Here is an 18,527-nt window from a genome sequence, read left to right on the forward strand (position 1 = left end):
ACTAGGCTCGACGGGTGGATGAACGGGAGATCGCTGCCGGCCGTGAGCCGGCGACCGGGAGGGCGTCGACTGTGGGGTCCAACGACGGGTCGGAGACGAGTGACGCCCGGCGTAACCGCGGCAAGGAGCGCTCCTTCTGGCGCGAGCTTCCCGTCCTCGTCGTCCTGGCGCTCGGGCTCGCGCTGCTGATCAAGACCTTCCTGGTCCAGGCGTTCTACATCCCGTCGGAGTCGATGGAGAACACCCTCGTCCCCGGCGACCGGGTGCTCGTCAACAAGCTGTCGTACCGCCTGGGCGAGATCCAGCGCGGCGACGTGATCGTGTTCAACGGCGCCGACTCCTGGGAGAGCGAGGTCGACCTCGCTCCGCCCAGCGGGTCGGTGCAGAAGTTGCTGCACAAGATGGGCGAGCTGTTCGGCTTCTCCACCGTCGGTGAGAAGGACTTCATCAAGCGGGTGATCGGCCTGCCCGGCGACCACGTGGTCTGCTGCGACAAGCAGAACCGCGTGGTGGTCAACGGCAAGCCGATCGCCGAGAGCGGCTATCTCCACCCGGGCGACCCGCCCTCGGCGAGCGCGTTCGACATCCGGGTGCCGGCCGACCGGCTGTGGGTGATGGGCGACCACCGGTCCGCCTCCGCCGACTCCCGTTCCCACCTGGGTGACCCCGGTGGCGGCACCATCCCGATCGACCACGTGGTCGGCCGCGCGTTCGTGATCGTGTGGCCGCTGGACCGGGTCGACCTGCTCACCCGGCCCGGTGCCTACGGCGACGCCGGCCTGGCCGGTGGGCCCCGTGCACCGGCCGCGTCGACCGTGTCGGCCGCGCCGCTCGGTTCCCCGTTGACCGACGCCGTGCCCGTCCTGGCCGGGGCAGGTGTCGTGTTCCCGCTCGCCGGTCTGCGGCGCGGGCTGCTGCGACGCCGCCGGTCCCGGGCGGGCCGCTGACCGGGAGGTCAGGTCATGCCAGCCGTACGCCGAGTGGTGGTCCGGCGGGACTCGGGCCTCTACGCGTACGAACGCGCCCTGGTCCGTGGCGGGCTAGCCCCGGTGGCGGGCGTCGACGAGGCCGGGCGGGGTGCGTGTGCCGGCCCGCTGGTCTCCGCCGCGGTGATCCTTCCGGAGGGAAGTCGCGGTGAGGTACGCGGGCTCGCCGACTCCAAGCTGCTGACCGCCGCGGCGCGTGAGCGCTGCTACGCCGAGATCGTCCGGCGGGCGGTCGCCTGGTCCGTGGTGGTCGTACCCCCCGCCGAATGCGATCGGCTCGGCATGCACCGGGTCAACATCGAGGCGCTGCGCCGTGCGTTGTTCGCGCTGGACACCCGGCCGGCCTACGTCCTCACCGACGGCTTCCCGGTCGACGGGCTCGGCGCCCCCGGCCTCGCGGTGTGGAAGGGCGACCGGGTCATCGCCTGCATCGCCGCCGCCTCGGTGATCGCGAAGGTCACCCGTGACCGGCTGATGTGCGAGTTGTCCGAGCGCTATCCCGCGTACGACTTCGCCACCCACAAGGGGTACTGCACCGCCGACCACCAGGCGGCGCTCGACCAGCACGGACCGTGTCCGGAACACCGGCTGCGCTACATCAACGTCATGCGCGCCGCGGGTGTCGACCGCACCGGATCGGTGCCGGCCTCGGCGGACGAGCCGGAAGCACGGGACGAAACGGACGGATCGGCCCCGGCCGGGTCCGTGCCGGGCAGGTCCAGCGTCATGGGCCAGAATGGTTCCGGGACGGTGGCCCCCGTCCCGGACGGCGACCGCCCGGCCGACGACCAACCGACCGACAGCGAGGACCTGGTGAGCGTGACCACGGGGAACCGAGCTCGGGGAGGGGAGCGCGCGCGATGAGCGCCGAAGACCTCGAGAAGTACGAAACCGAGATGGAGCTCCAGCTCTACCGCGAATACCGCGACGTCGTCGGAATCTTCAAGTACGTCGTCGAGACCGACCGCCGGTTCTACCTCGCCAACCATGTCGACCTGAAGGTCCGCAGCGAGGGCGGGGAGACCTACTTCGAGGTCACCATGTCCGACGCCTGGGTGTGGGACATGTACCGACCTGCCCGGTTCGTGAAGAACGTCAAGGTGGTGACGTTCAAGGACGTCAACGTCGAGGAGCTGGCCAAGAGCGACTTCGACGTACCCAAGGACGACGGCCCCTTCGGAGGCGGCCGGTGACCGACCCGAGCGGTTTCCTGGCCAGGTTCGGCACCAACCAGCACTTCGAGATACGCCAGCAGCTGCGGTTCACCGTCAACCGCTACGAGATCTGGACCGACGACGTCATGGTCGCAGTGGCCCAGCAGAAGCGGATGGCGTTCCGGGAGCAGGTGACGCTGTACGCCGACGACGCGATGGAGACACCGCTGTTCGGCTTCAAGGCCCGCTCGGTCGTCGACCTCGGTGCCACCTACGAGGTGACCACCGCCGACGGCTCGCCCGTGGGGTCGTTCCGCAAGGACTTCCGCCGGTCGCTGCTCCGCTCGACCTGGCACCTGTCCCAGCCGGGCGTGGGAGAGTGCGTCGGACGCGAACGCAGCCAGCTGTTCGCGATCCTGCGCCGGGTGCAGGACTCCCTGCCGTTGCCGTACCACTTCGACTTCGCCACCGAGGACGGCCGGCCGGTGATGTCGGTCGAGCGCCGGTTCGGGCTGCGCGACCGTTACGACGTGACCGTGCGCGACCCCGCACTCGACCGGCGGCTGGCGTGCGCGATGGCGGTCGCCCTGGACGCGCTGCAGGCCCGCTGAGAAAGGCCGGGGCCCGACCGGCTTTCGGTTCGGGGCGCTGGCCGGCCAACCGAGAGGGAGCCCGAGATGACCGACGTTCGTGAGTCCCGGTCCACCGACTCCGAACCACTGGCGCCGGAGACGGTCGCCGCGCTGCGGCAGGTGTCGACCGCGACGCTGACCACCCAGCTGATGGCCCGCGGCCTGCGCAACACGTTCCTCGTCGGCCTGCGACCCCTGAACCCGCAGGCGGCGCGGATGGTCGGCACCGCGTTCACGCTGCGCTACATCCCGGCCCGCGAGGACCTCGACGTGCTCGGCGTCTTCGCCGACCCCGAGCACCCGCAGCGTAAGGCGGTGGAGTCGGTCGGACCCGGTCAGGTGTTGGTGATGGACTGCCGGGGCCAGGGCCGGGCGGCGTCCCTGGGCGGCATCCTCGGCACCCGGCTGTTGCGCCGCGGCGCGGCGGGTGTGGTGACCGACGGCGCGGTCCGCGACTCGCCGACGTTCGCCACCCTGGGACTGCCGGCGTACTCCGCCGGGGTGTCGGCCACCACCAACCTCGTCCAGCACCACGCCGTCGACCTGCAGGTGCCGATCGGGTGCGCGGAGGTGCCGGTGTATCCGGGCGACGTGCTGGTCGGCGACGGCGAGGGCGTGGTGTGCGTCCCGCGCGAGCTGGCCGCGGAGGTGGCTCGCGACGCGGTCGCGCAGGAGCACCTGGAGGAGTTCGTCCAGGCGGAGATCGAGGCAGGGGCGGCGCTGCCCGGGGTCTACCCGCCCAACGAGCAGACCCGGGAGCGTTACCGCGCCTGGGCGAAGGACAACCCGCCCCAGCTCTGATCCCGTCAGTGGGCCTCCGGCGCGGCCACCTTCCCCTCGCGGGCGAGGAAGTCGAAGTCGCAGCCCTCCTCGGCCTGGGTGATGTGGGAGAGGTAGAGCGCGCCGTAGCCTCGCCCGTACGCTGGCTCCGGTGGCGTCCACGCGGCCCGGCGTTCGGCGAGTTCGGTGTCGGACACGTCCAGGCTCAGCCGGCGTTCGGCGACGTCGAGGGTCACCAGGTCACCGTCGCGGACCAGCGCGAGCGGTCCGCCGACGTGCGACTCGGGTGAGACGTGCAGAACGCAGGCGCCGTAGCTCGTGCCGCTCATCCGGGCGTCGGAGATCCGCAGCATGTCCCGCACGCCCTCCTTGAGCAGCCGGTCGGGGATCGGCAGCATGCCGTACTCCGGCATCCCCGGCCCGCCGTGCGGGCCCGCGCCGCGCAGCACCAGCACCGTGTCCGGAGTGATCGGCAGGGACTCGTCGTTGATCCGGCGCTGCAGGTCCTGGTAGCTGTCGAAGACCACCGCGGGCCCGGTGTGCCGGTGGAAGCGCGGGTCGGCCGCCGCGTGCTTGACCACCGCGCCGGCCGGGGCGAGGTTGCCGCGCAGCACGGCGAGGCCGCCCTCGGGCCACACCGGCTTGTCCAGCGGGCGGATCACGTCCGCGTCGTACACCTCGGCGTCGGCCAGCACCTCGGCCTGCGTCCGGCCGGTCACGTTGATCCGGTCCAGGTGCAGCAGGTCGCGAAGTTGGGCGAGCAGGCCGCGCAGTCCGCCGGCGTAGTAGAAGTCCTCCATGAGGTAGGCGCCGGTCGGGCGGATGTTGGCCAGCACGGGAACCCGGCGGGAGAGGTCGTCGAAGTCGTCCAGCGTCAACTCGGCCCTGCTCCGGCCGGCCATCGCGATCAGGTGGATGACGGCATTGGTGGAGCCGCCGAGCGCGAGCACCGTGGTCACCGCGTCCAGGTAGGCGCGCCGGTCGAGGATCTGGGACGGCCGGCGGTCGTTCCACACCATGTCCACCGCGAGCCGGCCACTGGCCGCGGCCATCCGGGCGTGCGCCGAGTCGGCCGCCGGAATCGACGCCGCACCCGGCAACGTCATGCCGAGCGCCTCCGCCGCCGAGGTCATCGTGGACGCCGTACCCATCGTCATGCAGTGACCGGGTGAGCGCGCGATGCCGTCCTCGAGCTCGCTCCACTCCTGGTCGCCGATCACGCCGGCCCGCTTGTCCGCCCAGTACTTCCACACGTCGCTGCCGCTGCCCAGGACGGTTCCGCGCCAGTTGCCGCGCAGCATCGGCCCGGCCGGGACGAACACTGAGGGCACGTCCATGCTCACCGCGCCCATCAGCAACGCCGGGGTGGTCTTGTCGCAGCCGCCGAGCAGGACCGCACCGTCGATGGGGTACGACCGCAGCAGTTCCTCGGTCTCCATGGCGAGCAGGTTGCGGTAGAGCATCGTGCTCGGCTTCTGGAACGGCTCCGACAACGACATCGCCGGAAGCTCGACGGGGTAGCCGCCGGCCTGCCACACGCCGCGCTTGACCTCCTCGGCCCGCTGGCGCAGGTGGGTGTGGCAGGGGTTGATCTCGCTCCAGGTGTTGATCACCCCGATGACCGGCTTGCCCAGGTGCTCCTCGGCGCTGATGCCCATCTGACGGGTGCGGGAACGGTGGCCGAAGGCGCGCACGCCGGGGTCGCCGTACCACGCGTGGCTGCGCAGGTCCTCGGGGCGAAGGCGGGTCACGATGTCTCCCTTTCTGCGGCGGGTTTCTGCGGGGGTTTCTTTCGGTGCTGTCCTGCGGTCGTTTCGGTGGGGGTCTACGAGGGGTGCCGGGCAGGGGCGAGCAGGCCGGAGAGCCGCCGGCCGGGCGCGATGACGTCTGGGTCGGTACGTACGTCCACCACGCAGGGCCGGCCGCAGCGCAGGGCCTCGGCCAGGACGGTCTCCACGCGCGCCGGGTCGTCGAGGACGAAGCCCTCCGCGCCCAGGCCGCGGGCCCAGGTGGCGAGGTCGAGGCGGCCGATGTCCACGCCGGCGAGCCGTCCGTGCGAGGTCGCCTGGTGCATTGCGATGGTGCCGTACATGCCGTTCTGGAACGCCAGGACGACGATCGGCGCGGCGCACCGCACCGCCGTCTCGATCTCCTGCCCGGTCATCAGGACGCCGCCGTCCCCGACCAGCGCGACGACGGTGTTCCGGGGCCGGTGCAGCTTGGCCGCGACGGCAGCCGGGACGGCGTAGCCCATCGCGCCGTTGCAGGGCGCCAGCAGTCGGTGGGTGGTGCGGAACCCCCAGTGCCGGTGGAAGAACGCGGAGAAGTTGCCGGCGTCGTTGGTGAGGATCACGTCGTCGGGCACGAGCCGCCGCAGCGTGGTGACCACCTCGGCCGGGTGCACGGTGCCGGGCCGGGTGGCCTCGCCGGTCGGGCGGGCGTACCCGACGGCGGCGGCGTGGTGGCGTTCCCACATCGCGGCTCGTGTGCTCCGTGGCCTTTCCCGGCTTCGCGGACCGTGGGGACCGTGGGGACCGGACGGAGTCGCGCCGGTGGCGCGGCGGACGAGGGAGGCCAGGACGTCGCGGGGGTCCCCGTCCAGGACGGTGGTGACGCCGGGGTGCCTGGGCCTGGGCAGGCCGGTACCCACCAGGACCAGATGCTGGTGGGGCAGGGGGTACCGGAGGTCCTGCGCGGTGATCGCGTCCAGCCGGGTGCCCAGGACCACCACCAGGTCGGCGTCCTCCAGCGCCTGGCGAACCTCCTCGGGTACGCCGAGACCGAGGTGCCCGAGGAAGTGCGGGTGGTCCTCGTCGAAGCAGTCCTGCCGCCGGAACGCCGAGTAGACCCCGAAGTCGGCGACCTCGCAGGCGGCCCGCAGGGTCTCCCGGCCCACCCGGTCGCCTGGACCGCAGATCGCCACCGGCCGGCGCGCCGACGACAACAGGCCGGCGAGGTGTTCGGCGAGATGGTCCGCCGACCGGCGGGCTGCCTCGTCGGGGGAGCCGGCCGCGCCGTCGCGCTGGTCGTGGCCGCTGGCGAGCGGCGCCGCGCCGTCGTACACCGTGGTCCAGAAGTCCGCCGGCACGGCGAGCGCCACCGGCCCCGGGCGCGGCCCGGTCGCCGCTCGGTGGGCCTCGGCCAGTAGCGAGGGCACCTCCTCGGCGGTGCGTGCCTCCCGCGCCCAACCGGTGAGCGGGGCGTACATGGCGGCCAGGTCGACTTCCTGGAACCCCTCCCGTCCCAGCTCGCCGGACTCCACCTGACCGAGGATCGCGATCAGCGGTGTCTGGTCCTGCCGCGCGGTGTGTACGCCGATGGCGAGGTTGGCCGCACCGGGGCCGCGGCTGGCCAGGGCGAGCGCCGGCCGCCCGGTCAGCTTGGCCTCCGCCTCCGCCATGAACGCCGCCCCGGCCTCGTGCCGGGTGGAGACCAGGCGTACGCCCGGCTCGGCCTCCCAGGCGTCGAGCAGGGGGAGAAAGGACTCTCCCGGAACCGTGTACGCGGTGCGGACGCCGGCCTCGACAAGCTGCCGGACGGCTGTCCCGGCGACGGTCTGAGCCATGTGCTCCTCCCTCCTGCGCGGACTCCCGTCATATCAGCCGGTTCCCACAACACCCGCGTGGCGACCGGTTTCTGTCCACAGTCGGTACGCCGGCGCCCTTGTCCACAGCCCGCATCGCCGCCCCGAAACCCGCCCGCCCGCCCGGCCAGAGTGGTCGCGGAGGTGAGCACCGATGCGAGTGAAAGACCTGGTCGGACGCCACGGTGAGGAGCTGGCGGCCCGGCATCTGCAAGACGCCGGGTTCGTCGTCCTGGTCCGCAACTGGCGCTGCGACATCGGCGAGATCGACATCGTCGCGCGGGACGGGCAGACCCTGGTCGTGTGTGAGGTCAAGACGAGGTCCGGCGTGATGTTCGGGACCCCGCTGGAGGCGGTGACGCCCGAGAAGGCCGCGCGGCTGCGCCGGCTGGCCGCACGGTTCCTGGCCGACCACGACCTTCGGCCGCGCGCGGTCCGGATCGACGTCGTCGGCGTACTCCGCCGCGGGTCCGCCCCCGCCCACATCGAGCACGTACGCGGGATCGACGGATGACGCTCGCCCGAGCCCGATCCGTGTCCCTGTCCGGAGTCGAGGGCCACGTCGTCGACGTGGAGGCCCACATCGGCAACGGCCTGCCCGGGTTCAGCCTGGTGGGCCTGCCCGACGCCGCGCTGGCCGAGGCGCGTTCGCGGGTACGGGCCGCCGTCGCCAACTCCGGGCAGGGCTGGCCGCAGCGCAAGCTCACGGTGGCGCTGTCGCCGGCCACGCTGCCCAAGGCCGGCGCCCACTTCGACCTGGCCATCGCGATGGCGGTGCTGGGTGCGGCCCAGGCCGTTTCGCAGGACCGGCTCGACGACGTGGTGCTGCTCGGCGAGCTCGGGCTCGACGGCCGCCTCAAGCCCATCCGGGGCACCCTGCCCTCCGTGCTCGCCGCGGCAACGGCGGGCCGGACCCGGTTCGTCGTTCCCGAGCCCAACGTCGACGAGGCCAGGCTGGTGGCCGAAGTGGAGGTCTTCGGTGTGCGGTCACTGCGGCAGACGCTGGCTTTGCTGTGCGGGGACGAGCTGCCCGACGAGCCGCCCTATCCCGCCGAGGACGATCCCGCGGCCGCCGAGCACAGCGTGCTGCCGCGTTCGGACCGGCTGGCCGGCCTCGACCTCGGCGAGGTGCTCGGGCAGGCCGGCGCCCGGAAGGCGGTCGAGGTGGCCGCCGCCGGTGGTCACCATCTCGCGATGTCGGGTCCCCCGGGCGCCGGCAAGACGATGCTGGCCGAACGGATGCCCGCGTTGCTCCCCGACCTCGACCAGCGAGAGGCGCTGGAGGTGACCGCCATCCACTCCGTCGCAGGGTTGTTGCCCTCACACGCTCCGCTGGTGGTGCGGCCGCCGTTCTGCGATCCCCACCACTCCGCCTCACTGCCGGCGATCGTCGGTGGAGGTGCCCGGATGGCCCGGCCGGGTGCGGTGTCGCTGGCACACCGGGGAGTGCTCTTTCTGGACGAGGCTCCCGAATTCAGGCCCACGGTGCTCGACGCGCTGCGTCAGCCGCTCGAGCACGGCGAGGTGGTCATCGCCAGGGCGGCCGGCACGGCCCGGTTCCCCGCTCGCTTCCAACTGGTGATCGCGTCCAACCCGTGCCCGTGCGGACGTGCCTACGGCAAGGGCCTCTACTGCACCTGCACTCCGCAGGCCAGGAGCCGCTACCAGCATCGGCTGTCCGGTCCGATCAAGGACCGGATCGACATCATGCAACTCGTCGAGCCGGTCGCCCGGGCGGAGATGGTCGCCGACCAGAGCCTGGTCGAGCCCAGTGCCGTCGTCGCGGAGCGGGTGCGAGCGGCCCGCCAGCGCCAGACGCAGCGCTTCGCGGACGCTCCGTGGACGCTGAACGCCCATGTGCCCGGCTACGAGCTGCGGCGGCGCTGGCCACCCGAGCCAGACGCGTTGCCCGCCGTGGAGAGTCAGCTCAGCTCCGGCTGGATCACCGCCCGCGGCGCCGACCGGGTACTCCGCCTGGCCTGGACCCTCGCGGACCTGGCCGGGCGCGACCGCCCCGGACGGCAGGACGTGTTCGCGGCGCTGACGCTGAGGCTGGGCAGGGAGCCTTTCCGCCGGGACACCGGACGGCGCGGCGTCGCCCGTCGCACCAACCTCATCCGTGGTGGCGGGGAGACCCAACCCGAGTCGACGGAGCCGGTGACATGACGCACCCAGCAGGTGATGTACCCGGCCAGCCCGGCCAACCCTGCCAACTCGGTCTGGACGGCGTAGGTGAACCGGGTTCCGCGGGTTCCGCCGCATCTTCAGGCTCTCTGGGCTCTCCTGGCTCTCCTGGCTCTCCTGGTTCGCCGGACTCTCTGGGCGCGGTCGACCTCTCGGCGCGGGAGGGGAGCGGTGAGGTCTCCCTGGCCGAACGCCGGGCCCGGGCCGCGCTGACTCGCCTCGGCGAACCCGGCGACCTGACCCTGGCTCGCTTCGTCGCCGAGCACGGCGCCGAGGTCGCCTACGACGCCATCCGCACGAGCCGGTTCCCGGGCCGCAGGCTCGCCGACTACCAGTCCCGGCTGGCGACCTTCGACCCTGACCGCGACCTGGAGACCGCTGCCGCCGTCGGCGCCCGGCTGGTCTGCCCCGGCGATGCCGAGTGGCCGCCGTCGCTCGACGTCCTGGACGTGGCCGGCACCATCGACGGACGTGGTGGTCCGCCGCTGGCGCTGTGGGTGCGCGGGGGTGTGGACCTGCGTGTCGTGACCGCACGGTCCTGCGCGTTCGTGGGGGCCCGGGCGGCCACCGAGTACGGCCTGTACGTCGCGGCCGAGCTCGCCTCCGGTGCCGCCGACCACGACGTGACGATCGTGTCCGGCGGTGCGTTCGGGATTGACGCGGCCGCCCACCGAGGCGCGCTCGCCGCGGGTGGCTGCACGGTCGCCGTCCTCGCCTCCGGGGTGGACGTCCCCTATCCCCGGGCGCACGAGCAACTCCTGGGCTGGATCGCCGACGCCGGACTGGTGATCAGCGAGGTACCGCCCGGGTCGACACCGCGTCGTCCGCGCTTCCTCATCCGCAACCGCCTGATCGCCGCACTGACCCTCGGCACCGTCGTGGTGGAGGCGGCGCTGCGCAGCGGCGCCCTCAACACCGCGAGCTGGGCCGAGCGTTGCCACCGGGAGGTGATGGGCGTGCCGGGGCCGGTCACCTCCGTGGCCTCCGCAGGGGTGCACCGGCTGGTCCGCGACGGCGGTGCCGTCCTGGTGACCGACGCCGAGGAGGTGGTGGAACAGGTCGGGCGGCTGGGCGTGGACCTCGCCCCACCGAAGACCGGGGTCAGCCGCTCACGAGACGGCCTGGACCCACGGGCGCGCCAGGTGCTGGAGGCGGTTCCGGTTCTGCGGGCGGGTGGGGTCGCGTCCATCGCCCGGTCGGCAGGGGTGGCCGCCGACGAGGTGCTCGCCGCGCTCGGGGAGTTGTTCCTGCTCGGGTTCGTCGAACGCCAGGGGACAGGCTGGCGGCTGTCGGCCCGAGAGCGCGACACCCGCCGACACCAGTCGAGCGGACCATGAGTCGCGGGGACCACCCTCGGAAGTGCCCTCGCCTCACCCCTCCCGGCGGCCCGCTCCGGAACCCATCCAGACCGCCCCGGAACCTCGTCGGGCCGACCCCGGGAATCCGTCCGGCCGGCCCCGCGTACGGACGCCGGGGAACCCGTCCTGCCGACCCCCTGGGGGAACCGTCCGGTCGGCCCCGGAAACCGTCCAGACCACCCCGGAAAGCGTCCGGGCCGGTCACCCGAGCCCACCTTCTCGGCCGGTCGCTCACCCGTGGGGACGCCGGATGCGGCATGGTCGTAGGTGTGAACACCGCCGAACCCGCCCCCGGTCGGCCCGGCCCCGAGTGGGCCGAGCCCGTACTCGCTGCCTTCGCCCGCCACCTCCGGGCCGAGCGTGACCTGTCCGAGCACTCGGTTCGTGCGTACCTCGGGGACATCCGGAGCCTGTTCGACCACGTGCAGGCCGTTCGGGGCGACACCGATGACGCGGACGGGGACGCCTGCTCCGCGGGGGCGGCTGACGGTGACGGAGCTGGAGGCGCGGACGAGGGACACGCCGGTGGGGACGTTGAGGCCGCGGCCGGCCCGCTCGGCCTGATCGACATACATCTCCTTCGCGACTGGCTGGCCGGGATCCAGGCCGGCGGGCGAGCACGAACCACCCTCGCCCGCCGCGCGGCGGCGGCCCGGACCTTCACGGCCTGGGCGCACCGCACAGGAGTCCTGGCCGAAGATCCCGGGCTGCTGCTCGGCTCGCCCAAACCACACCGCACGCTGCCTGGTGTGCTCCGCCAGGACGAGGCCGGTCAACTGCTGCGGGTCGCCGCTGTCGCCAGCGACGACGGGTCACCCGTCGGGGGGCGCGACCGTGCCGTTCTCGAACTCCTGTACGCGACCGGTGTCCGCGTCGGCGAACTCGTCGCCCTGGACGTGGACGACATAGATCAGAGCCGTCGGCTGGTACGAGTGCTCGGCAAGGGGCGCAAGGAACGCTCGGTGCCCTTCGGGGTCCCGGCGGCCGAGGCGCTGGACGACTACCTGCGTACGGCCCGCGGCAAGCTGTGCACCGACCGGAGCGGGCCCGCCCTGTTCCTCGGGGTACGCGGCGGGCGGCTCGACCAGCGCACGGTCCGCCGGCTGGTACACGCCCGGCTCGCCGACGTTCCGGACGCACCCGACCTCGCTCCACACGGCCTGCGCCACTCGGTTGCGACTCACCTGCTCGAAGGCGGTGCCGACCTGCGTACCGTGCAGGAGTTTCTCGGGCACGCCTCGATGGCGACCACGCAGATCTACACCCATGTCTCCGCGGAACGGCTGCGCAAGGTGTACCAGCAGGCACATCCGCGCGCCTGAGGGCCGAACGCCCGCGCGTATCCGGGGTCCGTTCTGCGGCTGCCTTCCGACCCTGGTCCGCAGGACAGCCCCTGGGCCGGAGGCAACCGAGCGTGGGACGTACGCCCAGCGTGGTGAGCGTGGCACAATCGCCCGTCGTGAGCTGTGACGTGACGGCGATGACCGATGAGGGGCCGACGGCGAAGTCAGACTCGGCAGGCTCGCCCGGCTGGGCGAACGCCCGGTCGGCATGGGACCTCGATCCCGACCGCGCGCACCTCAACCACGGGTCCTTCGGCGCCGTCCCGCGGCTGGTTCGAGCCGCCCAGGCCCGCTGGCGCGACCTGTCGGACGCGAACCCGATGAACTACTACCGCGAGGTACGCATCCCCGCCGTCCAGCACGCCCGGGAGCGCGCGGCCGCGTTCCTCGGTGCCGCACCGGACTCCCTGGGGCTAGTCGGCAACGCGACCGCGGGGGTCAGCACGGTGCTGGCGTCGTTCCCGCTGCGGCCGGACGACGAGGTGGTCCTGACCGACCACAGCTACGGAGCGGTGACCCTCGCCGCCCACCGCTGGGCACGCTCGGCGGGGGCACGGGTAGTGACCGCCCAGATCGACCTGCTCGCCTCCGACGAGGAGGTGACCAGCGCGGTCCTGGGCGCCATCACCAGCCGGACGCGCCTGCTGATCATCGACCACATCACCTCCCAGACCGCCCGGCTGTTTCCGGTCGCGGCTGTCGCCGCCGCGGCGAGGGAACGAGGCGTGGCGACTCTGGTAGACGGCGCGCACGTACCGGGGATGCTGCCGGTCCAGGTCGAAGCACTCGGGGCCGACTTCTGGGTGGGCAACTTCCACAAGTGGGCGTTCGCTCCGCGCGGGGTCGCCGGCCTGTGGATCGCCCGGCCGTGGCGCGACCGGATCCGCCCGCTGGTCGCGTCCTGGAACGAGGCATACGAGTTCCCGGCGGCGTTCGACCAGCAGGGAACCGCCGACGACACCGCCTGGCTCGCCGTTCCGGACGCTCTCGACTTCTTCGCCGCCTGGGATCCGGAGCGGTTGCGCGACCACAACAACGCGCTCGCGGCGTACGGACAGCAGGTGGTGGGCGGCGCCCTCGGCGTCGGGCCGCGGGAGGCTGGAGGCGCGGCCGAGCTGTCCATGCGGATCATTCCCCTGCCGGCGGGAGTCGCCTCCGACGAGGAGGGTGCGCGCGCACTGTCCGTCCGGATCGCGCAGGACCTGCGCATCGAGGTGGCGGTCACCTGCTGGCGTGGCCGCGGCTTCGTGCGCGTCTCGGCCCAGGCGTACAACGCGGCCGAGGAGTACGAGCGACTCGCGACCGGCCTCGCCCAGATCCTGGGCTGAGTGCGCGCCTGAACCTGGCTGGTCAGGCGGCACGCCCGGACCGGCGGCGCATCGAGGCGAGGTCCACGACCGGCGCCGGACGCCGCCGTCGGAGCCGGGGCAACCGGCGCGCCGACCCCCACGCCGGGGTGGGCGGCGGAGCGGGCGGCAGTGGCGGCTGGCTCACCGGGGTGCCGCTGCGACGGACCAGCAGGCCCGCCGCGACCGCACCGGCGAGAGCACCCGCCGCGGGAGCCATGACAGTGGTGAGCAGGGTGGGGATCTCGGTAGCCAAAGCCTCGAGCCGGCGGCCCCGCCCGCCTGAGTCGCCGGCATCCGGGGGCGGTGAGGCGAGCGAAGACAGCGCAATCGGCAGCCCCGCTGGAGGGTGTTCCGCCACCAGGGAGGACTCGGCCCACTGAGCGGACTCGGCCGGTGTGGAGGGCACGGCCGGTCGGGAGGCCTCTGCCGGCTGGGCCGGCTCACCCGGCTGAGCTGATCCATCCGGTCGAGAGGGCACGGTCGGCGAGGTCGCCGCCGGGTCGGCCGGCGCCGGCGCAGGTGGCGGGAGGGTGAACGGGGTCCACCGCGCGGGCGTCAGCATCACTTCGGTGGGCCGGTGCACGTCGAGGGGGAGCAGACGCGGCGGTCCGGTGCCGAGCAGGGACAGCGGGTCGAGGTAGTCGTCGCCGCGGAGCAACCCCCAGTGCAGGCACGTTCGCGGCGCGCAGTGGCCGCCTGCTGTGCGCAGCAGGCCCAGCTCGTCACCGGCGTCGACGTGAGCGCCGACCGGGATCTTGGGGGTAACCGGCTGATAGGTCGTACGGAGGTCTCCATGCCGGACGGTGACCACGCCGCGTCCGGCAAGGAGTCCCGCGTAGGTGACCACTCCCGCACCCGCCGCTCGGACCGGCTGGCCGTCGGAGCCGAGCAGGTCGACACCACGGTGGCCACGGCCCCACCGGGCATCGGGCGGATCGAAGCGATGGGCGACCTCCGGGCGCGGTGACAGCGGCCACACCCAACGTGACGGCGCCGCGACGGAAGCCACCGCAGGCGCGGGCGCTGACGACGGCGCTGCATACGCGGCTGCCGCGTCCGCCAGCAGGACCACGAGCGCGAGGACGGCCACGATCGACAAGGCAGTGCCACGTGGGACCGCCGGACGTGCGGAACAGGAGTGGGAGGGAGTCATGGGCTGATCGTTTCGAGCGGCGGCGGGGCCTGCCTGGAGGGAGGCGGCCGCTGTGGACGGCGCAGCCGGTCAGGGTGCTGTGGACGGAAATCAGCCGCCGGGACGCGGGGCCGGGACCAAGTGCGGCGATCGAGTACACTTCACCGGGCAATCCGTCTACCCGCCGTCTCGGAGTACGCCACCGCGTAGTCCGGGTCGGGGCTCGGGCCTGCCGGTCCGGGACGGGTTGTCGGCACAGCAAGCACGGCGAAGCACCACAATTCGATATCAGCGATACCACCGATATCAGAGCAACACATTACGCACGCCCGCTCTCCAAGTCGTTCCGACGACGCGGGCACACCTCTCGGTCCCTGCGGGCATGAAGCCAGGCGGGGCTTGGGTGTGCGCGGGCGTCAGGGGCACGACCAACCGGGTCGAGGCCACCGAACCGAGAGCGCGCTCCCACGGAGCGCAGAGGAGGACATGCGGCCATGGCCGTCGTCACGATGAGGCAGCTGCTCGAGAGCGGCGTTCACTTCGGACACCAGACCCGGCGCTGGAACCCGAAGATGAAGCGCTACATCTTCACCGAGCGCAACGGCATCTACATCATCGACCTGCAGCAGTCGCTGTCGTACATCGACCGTGCCTACCAGTACGTCAAGGACACCGTGGCCCACGGCGGCTCGGTGCTCTTCGTGGGTACGAAGAAGCAGGCCCAGGAGGCCATCGCCGAGCAGGCGACGCGGGTCGGGATGCCCTACGTCAACCAGCGCTGGCTGGGCGGCATGCTCACCAACTTCCAGACCGTCTACAAGCGGCTGCAGCGCCTCAAGGAGCTGGAGGAGCTCGACTTCGACGACGTGGCCGGCTCGGGCATGACCAAGAAGGAGCTCCTGCAGCTTCGTCGCGAGCGGGACAAGCTCGACCGCACGCTCGGCGGTATCCGCCGGATGCAGCGGCTGCCCAGCGCCGTGTGGATCGTCGACACCAAAAAGGAGCACCTCGCCGTCGACGAGGCCAAGAAGCTCGGCATCCCGGTCATCGCGATCCTGGACACCAACTGCGACCCGGACGAGGTCGACTTCCCGATTCCGGGCAACGACGACGCGATCCGTTCGGTCTCGCTGCTCACCCGGATCATCTCCGACGCGGTCGCCGACGGCCTGATGGCCCGTGCCGGTGGCGGCGAGGAGCCGCAGGCAGGCGCCGAGCTCGGCGCCGAGGAGCCGCTGCCCGAGTGGGAGCGGGAGCTGCTGGCACGCTCTGAGGCCGAGGCCGGTGGCGGGGCCGAGAAGGCGGCGAACGGCGAGCACGCCGTGGCGAGCACCGAGGCTGCGACCCCCGAGGCTGCTACCTCCGAGGCCGCCAGCACCGAGGCCGCTACCTCCGAGGCCGCCAGCACCGAGGCCGCTACCTCCGAGGCTGCGAGCACCGAGCAGGCCGCTCCGGCGCAGGCCGCGGCCCCCGCCGACGCTCCGGCCGGCGAGTCCGACGGCAACGCCTGAGCTCCTGGGCAGCGCGAGCTGCCTCGAGTTCCAGGCATTCCACTGACGCCCACTGAGCAAGAGAGCGATCCACTTCAGATGAGCACCATCACAGCAGCCGACGTGAAGCGGCTCCGGGAAGCCACCGGGGCCGGGATGATGGACTGCAAGAACGCCCTCCAGGAAGCCGACGCCGACTTCGAGCGCGCCGTCGAGATCCTGCGGGTCAAGGGCGCGGCCAAGGCGGCCAAGCGTGGAGCCGAGCGCACCGCCGCCAACGGCATCGTCGTCGCCAAGGACGGTGCCCTGGTCGAGCTCAACTGCGAGACCGACTTCGTGGCCAAGAACGAGCAGTTCCAGGCGCTCGGCGCCGAGCTCGCCGCTGCCGCCGCCGGCGCGAAGGTCGACTCCGCACCGGCGCTGGCCGCGGCGACGCTTCCCGACGGCAAGACCGCCGGCGAGGCGGTCGACGCGCTCGCGGCGGTGATCGGTGAGAAGCTCGCGATCGGCCGCGTGGCGGTCTTCGACGGGCCGACCGCCGTCTACCTCCACCGGCGCGCCACCGACCTGCCCCCGCAGGTCGGCGTCCTCGTCGCCTACGAAGGTGCCGACGAGGAGGCTGCGAAGAGCGCGGCGATGCAGATCGCCGCGATGCGCCCGCAGTACGCCTCCCGCGACGACGTACCCGCCGAGGTCGTCGAGAGCGAGCGGCGGATTGCCGAGGAGACCGCCCGCTCCGAGGGCAAGCCCGAGCAGGCGCTCCCGCGCATCGTCGAGGGCCGGGTCAACGGCTTCTTCAAGGACGCGGTTCTGGTCGAGCAGCCCTCCGTCCACGACCAGCACAAGACGGTCGGCCAGGTCCTCAGCGACGCCGGTGTGACCGTGAAGCGCTTCGTGCGCTTCGAGGTCGGCCAGTCCTGAGCTGCCCAGCCCGCCGGCGGAGGGAGCAGTCCGCACTCCGCCGGCGCGACTGACATCAACTCTCAGCTGGACAGGAGGCGGGATCGTGAAGGCCGTACCAGAGGGAACACGCCGATGACGGCCGCGGCGATCCCGCCCTCCGCCCCACAGGAGCGCCCCTACGACCGCGTACTCCTTAAGTTGTCCGGTGAGGTCTTCGGCGGCGGGCGGCTCGGAGTCGACCCGAACGTCGTGGCGAGCATCGCCAAACAGCTCACCAACGTCGTACGCAGCGGCGTTCAGGTGGCGGTCGTGGTGGGCGGTGGCAACTTCTTCCGCGGCGCCGAGCTTCAGCAGGGCGGCATGGACCGGGCCCGCGCCGACTACATGGGCATGCTGGGCACGGTCATGAACTGCCTGGCGCTCCAGGACTTCCTGGAGAAGGAGCACGTCGACACCCGCGTGCAGACGGCGATCACCATGGGGCAGATCGCCGAGCCCTACATCCCCCGGCGGGCGATCCGCCACATGGAGAAGGGCCGGGTCGTCATCTTCGGCGCCGGATCCGGCATGCCGTACTTCTCCACCGACACGGTGGCCGCACAGCGTGCACTCGAGGTCGGTGCCGAGGTGCTGCTGAAGGCCACCTCCGTCGACGGCGTCTACGACGCCGACCCCAAGCAGGTGCCCGAGGCGACGAAGTTCGAGCAGATCAGCTTCGGCGAGTGCCTGCGCAGGCGGCTGCGGGTCGCGGACGCGACCGCGTTCAGCCTGTGCATGGAGCACCGGTTGCCGATCATCGTCTTCAACCTGCTCGAGGACGGCAACATCGCTCGGGTCGTTCGGGGTGAGAGGATCGGAACGCTCGTCTCGGCCGACTCCTGACGGAGCCGCTCGGGTCGCAGTGAGCGAAGTGGTCGGCCTCGCGGCCCGTGCGCGGTTCCGTCCACGAAGCGAACGACGTGCCGAACGCGACACCTGACGCACAAAGCACTCGTGTACGCCAAACCCCTGCCGGAGCGCCCCCGGGGCCGGAGGCCGGGCAACCGAGGACGAAGGAGACCGCGACCGTGACCATCGACCAGACTCTCCGCGACGCGGAACAGAAGATGGGCAAGGCCGTTGACTTTGCCAAAGACGAGTTCGCCGCGATTCGGACCGGTCGCGCACACCCGGCCATGTTCGCGAAGATCCAGGCGGAGTACTACGGCACGCCCACGCCGATCCAGCAGCTTGCCTCCTTCCAGATCCCGGAGGCCCGGCTCGTCGTGATCTCTCCGTACGACAAGAACGCCATGTCCGCGATCGAGAAGTCGATCCGCGACTCCGACCTCGGCGTCAACCCCGCCAACGACGGCAGCGTGATCCGGATCTCGCTGCCGGAGCTGACCCAGGAACGCCGCAAGGAGTACGTCAAGCTCGCCCGGCAGAAGGCGGAGGAGGCGCGGGTCTCGGTCCGCAGCGTCCGCCGGCACGCGAAGGAGACGCTGGACCGCCTGTCGCGAGACGGCGAGGCTGGCGAGGACGACGTGGCTCGCGCGGAGAAGCACCTCGACTCGCTGACGCGCAAGTACGTCGAGCAGGTCGACGGTGTCCTCAAGCACAAGGAAGAAGAGATCCTCGAGGTCTAGGCGTG

Annotated in this window: 16 protein-coding genes and 1 pseudogene; 14 read left to right on the forward strand and 3 right to left on the reverse strand. The window is 72.1% G+C overall.

All coding sequences use genetic code 11. From position 1 onward, the window contains the following. Window positions 1-14 precede the first annotated feature (14 nt). From lepB to F4554_RS10025, 5 genes and pseudogenes are all read left to right on the forward strand, one after another. Window positions 15-947, forward strand: a complete 933-nt coding sequence (gene lepB / locus F4554_RS10005; RefSeq protein ID WP_337795948.1) for a signal peptidase I — start codon at window positions 15-17, stop codon at window positions 945-947. A gap of 15 nt (window positions 948-962) precedes the next feature. Continuing rightward, window positions 963-1,611: pseudogene (locus F4554_RS10010) on the forward strand (ribonuclease HII); the annotation flags it as partial. Window positions 1,612-1,846: 235 nt separating this feature from the next. Then, window positions 1,847-2,179, forward strand: coding sequence for a DUF2469 domain-containing protein (locus tag F4554_RS10015; RefSeq protein WP_092656175.1), 333 nt, complete (start codon window positions 1,847-1,849; stop codon window positions 2,177-2,179). Beyond that, window positions 2,176-2,751, forward strand: a complete 576-nt coding sequence (locus F4554_RS10020; RefSeq protein WP_337795949.1) for an LURP-one-related family protein — start codon at window positions 2,176-2,178, stop codon at window positions 2,749-2,751. Before F4554_RS10015 ends, F4554_RS10020 begins: the two co-directional genes overlap by 4 nt. A 66-nt stretch (window positions 2,752-2,817) precedes the next feature. Further along, a complete protein-coding gene (locus F4554_RS10025; RefSeq protein WP_179787127.1) occupies window positions 2,818-3,573 on the forward strand; it encodes a ribonuclease activity regulator RraA in 756 nt (251 codons plus the stop codon). 5 nt (window positions 3,574-3,578) lie between these two features. On the opposite strand, the gene araD is transcribed toward F4554_RS10025, so the two are convergent. Together araD and F4554_RS10035 are read right to left on the reverse strand one after the other, a co-directional pair. Next, entirely contained in the window at window positions 3,579-5,303 is a 1,725-nt protein-coding gene (gene araD / locus F4554_RS10030) for an L-arabinonate dehydratase (protein WP_179787128.1), read from the reverse strand. A gap of 74 nt (window positions 5,304-5,377) precedes the next feature. Then, window positions 5,378-7,117 carry a thiamine pyrophosphate-dependent enzyme gene (locus F4554_RS10035; protein WP_179787129.1) on the reverse strand — a complete coding sequence of 580 codons (1,740 nt, stop codon included), beginning with the start codon at window positions 7,115-7,117 and terminating at the stop codon, window positions 5,378-5,380. Window positions 7,118-7,289: 172 nt separating this feature from the next. On the opposite strand from F4554_RS10035, the gene F4554_RS10040 reads away from it, so the two are divergent. The 5 genes from F4554_RS10040 (at window position 7,290) to F4554_RS10060 (ending at window position 13,348) form a co-directional block, all read left to right on the forward strand. Continuing rightward, entirely contained in the window at window positions 7,290-7,649 is a 360-nt protein-coding gene (locus F4554_RS10040) for a YraN family protein (RefSeq protein WP_179787130.1), read from the forward strand. Continuing rightward, a complete protein-coding gene (locus tag F4554_RS10045) occupies window positions 7,646-9,301 on the forward strand; it encodes a YifB family Mg chelatase-like AAA ATPase (protein WP_179787131.1) in 1,656 nt (551 codons plus the stop codon). The genes F4554_RS10040 and F4554_RS10045 overlap by 4 nt, the downstream gene beginning before the upstream one ends. After that, complete coding sequence (dprA, locus tag F4554_RS10050; RefSeq protein ID WP_179787132.1) at window positions 9,298-10,656, forward strand: DNA-processing protein DprA; 1,359 nt, start codon at window positions 9,298-9,300, stop codon at window positions 10,654-10,656. The genes F4554_RS10045 and dprA overlap by 4 nt, the downstream gene beginning before the upstream one ends. A gap of 278 nt (window positions 10,657-10,934) precedes the next feature. Then, window positions 10,935-11,999 carry a tyrosine-type recombinase/integrase gene (locus F4554_RS10055; RefSeq protein WP_179787133.1) on the forward strand — a complete coding sequence of 355 codons (1,065 nt, stop codon included), beginning with the start codon at window positions 10,935-10,937 and terminating at the stop codon, window positions 11,997-11,999. Between the two features lie 137 nt (window positions 12,000-12,136). Then, window positions 12,137-13,348: an aminotransferase class V-fold PLP-dependent enzyme gene (locus tag F4554_RS10060; RefSeq protein ID WP_202889232.1), complete on the forward strand. Its 1,212-nt coding sequence runs from the start codon at window positions 12,137-12,139 to the stop codon at window positions 13,346-13,348. Between the two features lie 22 nt (window positions 13,349-13,370). Here F4554_RS10060 and F4554_RS10065 read toward each other — a convergent pair whose 3' ends face one another. Further along, window positions 13,371-14,522, reverse strand: a complete 1,152-nt coding sequence (locus tag F4554_RS10065) for a M23 family metallopeptidase (protein WP_179787134.1) — start codon at window positions 14,520-14,522, stop codon at window positions 13,371-13,373. 473 nt (window positions 14,523-14,995) lie between these two features. On the opposite strand from F4554_RS10065, the gene rpsB reads away from it, so the two are divergent. From rpsB to frr, 4 genes are all read left to right on the forward strand, one after another. Then, window positions 14,996-16,012 (forward strand): 30S ribosomal protein S2, encoded by a 1,017-nt coding sequence (gene rpsB, locus F4554_RS10070; RefSeq protein ID WP_179787135.1) that lies wholly within the window; start codon window positions 14,996-14,998, stop codon window positions 16,010-16,012. Window positions 16,013-16,090: 78 nt separating this feature from the next. Continuing rightward, entirely contained in the window at window positions 16,091-16,912 is an 822-nt protein-coding gene (gene tsf / locus F4554_RS10075; RefSeq protein WP_179787136.1) for a translation elongation factor Ts, read from the forward strand. Window positions 16,913-17,026: 114 nt separating this feature from the next. Beyond that, entirely contained in the window at window positions 17,027-17,776 is a 750-nt protein-coding gene (gene pyrH, locus F4554_RS10080; protein WP_179787137.1) for a UMP kinase, read from the forward strand. Between the two features lie 191 nt (window positions 17,777-17,967). Then, window positions 17,968-18,522, forward strand: coding sequence for a ribosome recycling factor (gene frr / locus F4554_RS10085; protein ID WP_337796297.1), 555 nt, complete (start codon window positions 17,968-17,970; stop codon window positions 18,520-18,522). The last annotated feature ends 5 nt before the right edge of the window (window positions 18,523-18,527 follow it).

Origin of the sequence: Actinopolymorpha rutila, assembly GCF_013407855.1 — a bacterium.
In the GTDB taxonomy this organism is placed as follows: Bacteria; Actinomycetota; Actinomycetes; order Propionibacteriales; family Actinopolymorphaceae; genus Actinopolymorpha; species Actinopolymorpha rutila.

Excerpts from the sequence above, each read along its gene's own strand:
- F4554_RS10015 (WP_092656175.1), top strand. The coding sequence starts at position 1,847 with ATGAGCGCCGAAGACCTCGAGAAGTACGAAACCGAGATGGAGCTCCAG.
- F4554_RS10025 (WP_179787127.1), top strand. The coding sequence starts at position 2,818 with ATGACCGACGTTCGTGAGTCCCGGTCCACCGACTCCGAACCACTGGCG.
- F4554_RS10035 (WP_179787129.1), bottom strand. The coding sequence starts at position 7,117 with ATGGCTCAGACCGTCGCCGGGACAGCCGTCCGGCAGCTTGTCGAGGCC.
- F4554_RS10040 (WP_179787130.1), top strand. The coding sequence starts at position 7,290 with ATGCGAGTGAAAGACCTGGTCGGACGCCACGGTGAGGAGCTGGCGGCC.
- F4554_RS10045 (WP_179787131.1), top strand. The coding sequence starts at position 7,646 with ATGACGCTCGCCCGAGCCCGATCCGTGTCCCTGTCCGGAGTCGAGGGC.
- dprA (WP_179787132.1), top strand. The coding sequence starts at position 9,298 with ATGACGCACCCAGCAGGTGATGTACCCGGCCAGCCCGGCCAACCCTGC.
- F4554_RS10055 (WP_179787133.1), top strand. The coding sequence starts at position 10,935 with ATGGTCGTAGGTGTGAACACCGCCGAACCCGCCCCCGGTCGGCCCGGC.
- F4554_RS10065 (WP_179787134.1), bottom strand. The coding sequence starts at position 14,522 with ATGACTCCCTCCCACTCCTGTTCCGCACGTCCGGCGGTCCCACGTGGC.
- rpsB (WP_179787135.1), top strand. The coding sequence starts at position 14,996 with ATGGCCGTCGTCACGATGAGGCAGCTGCTCGAGAGCGGCGTTCACTTC.
- tsf (WP_179787136.1), top strand. The coding sequence starts at position 16,091 with ATGAGCACCATCACAGCAGCCGACGTGAAGCGGCTCCGGGAAGCCACC.
- pyrH (WP_179787137.1), top strand. The coding sequence starts at position 17,027 with ATGACGGCCGCGGCGATCCCGCCCTCCGCCCCACAGGAGCGCCCCTAC.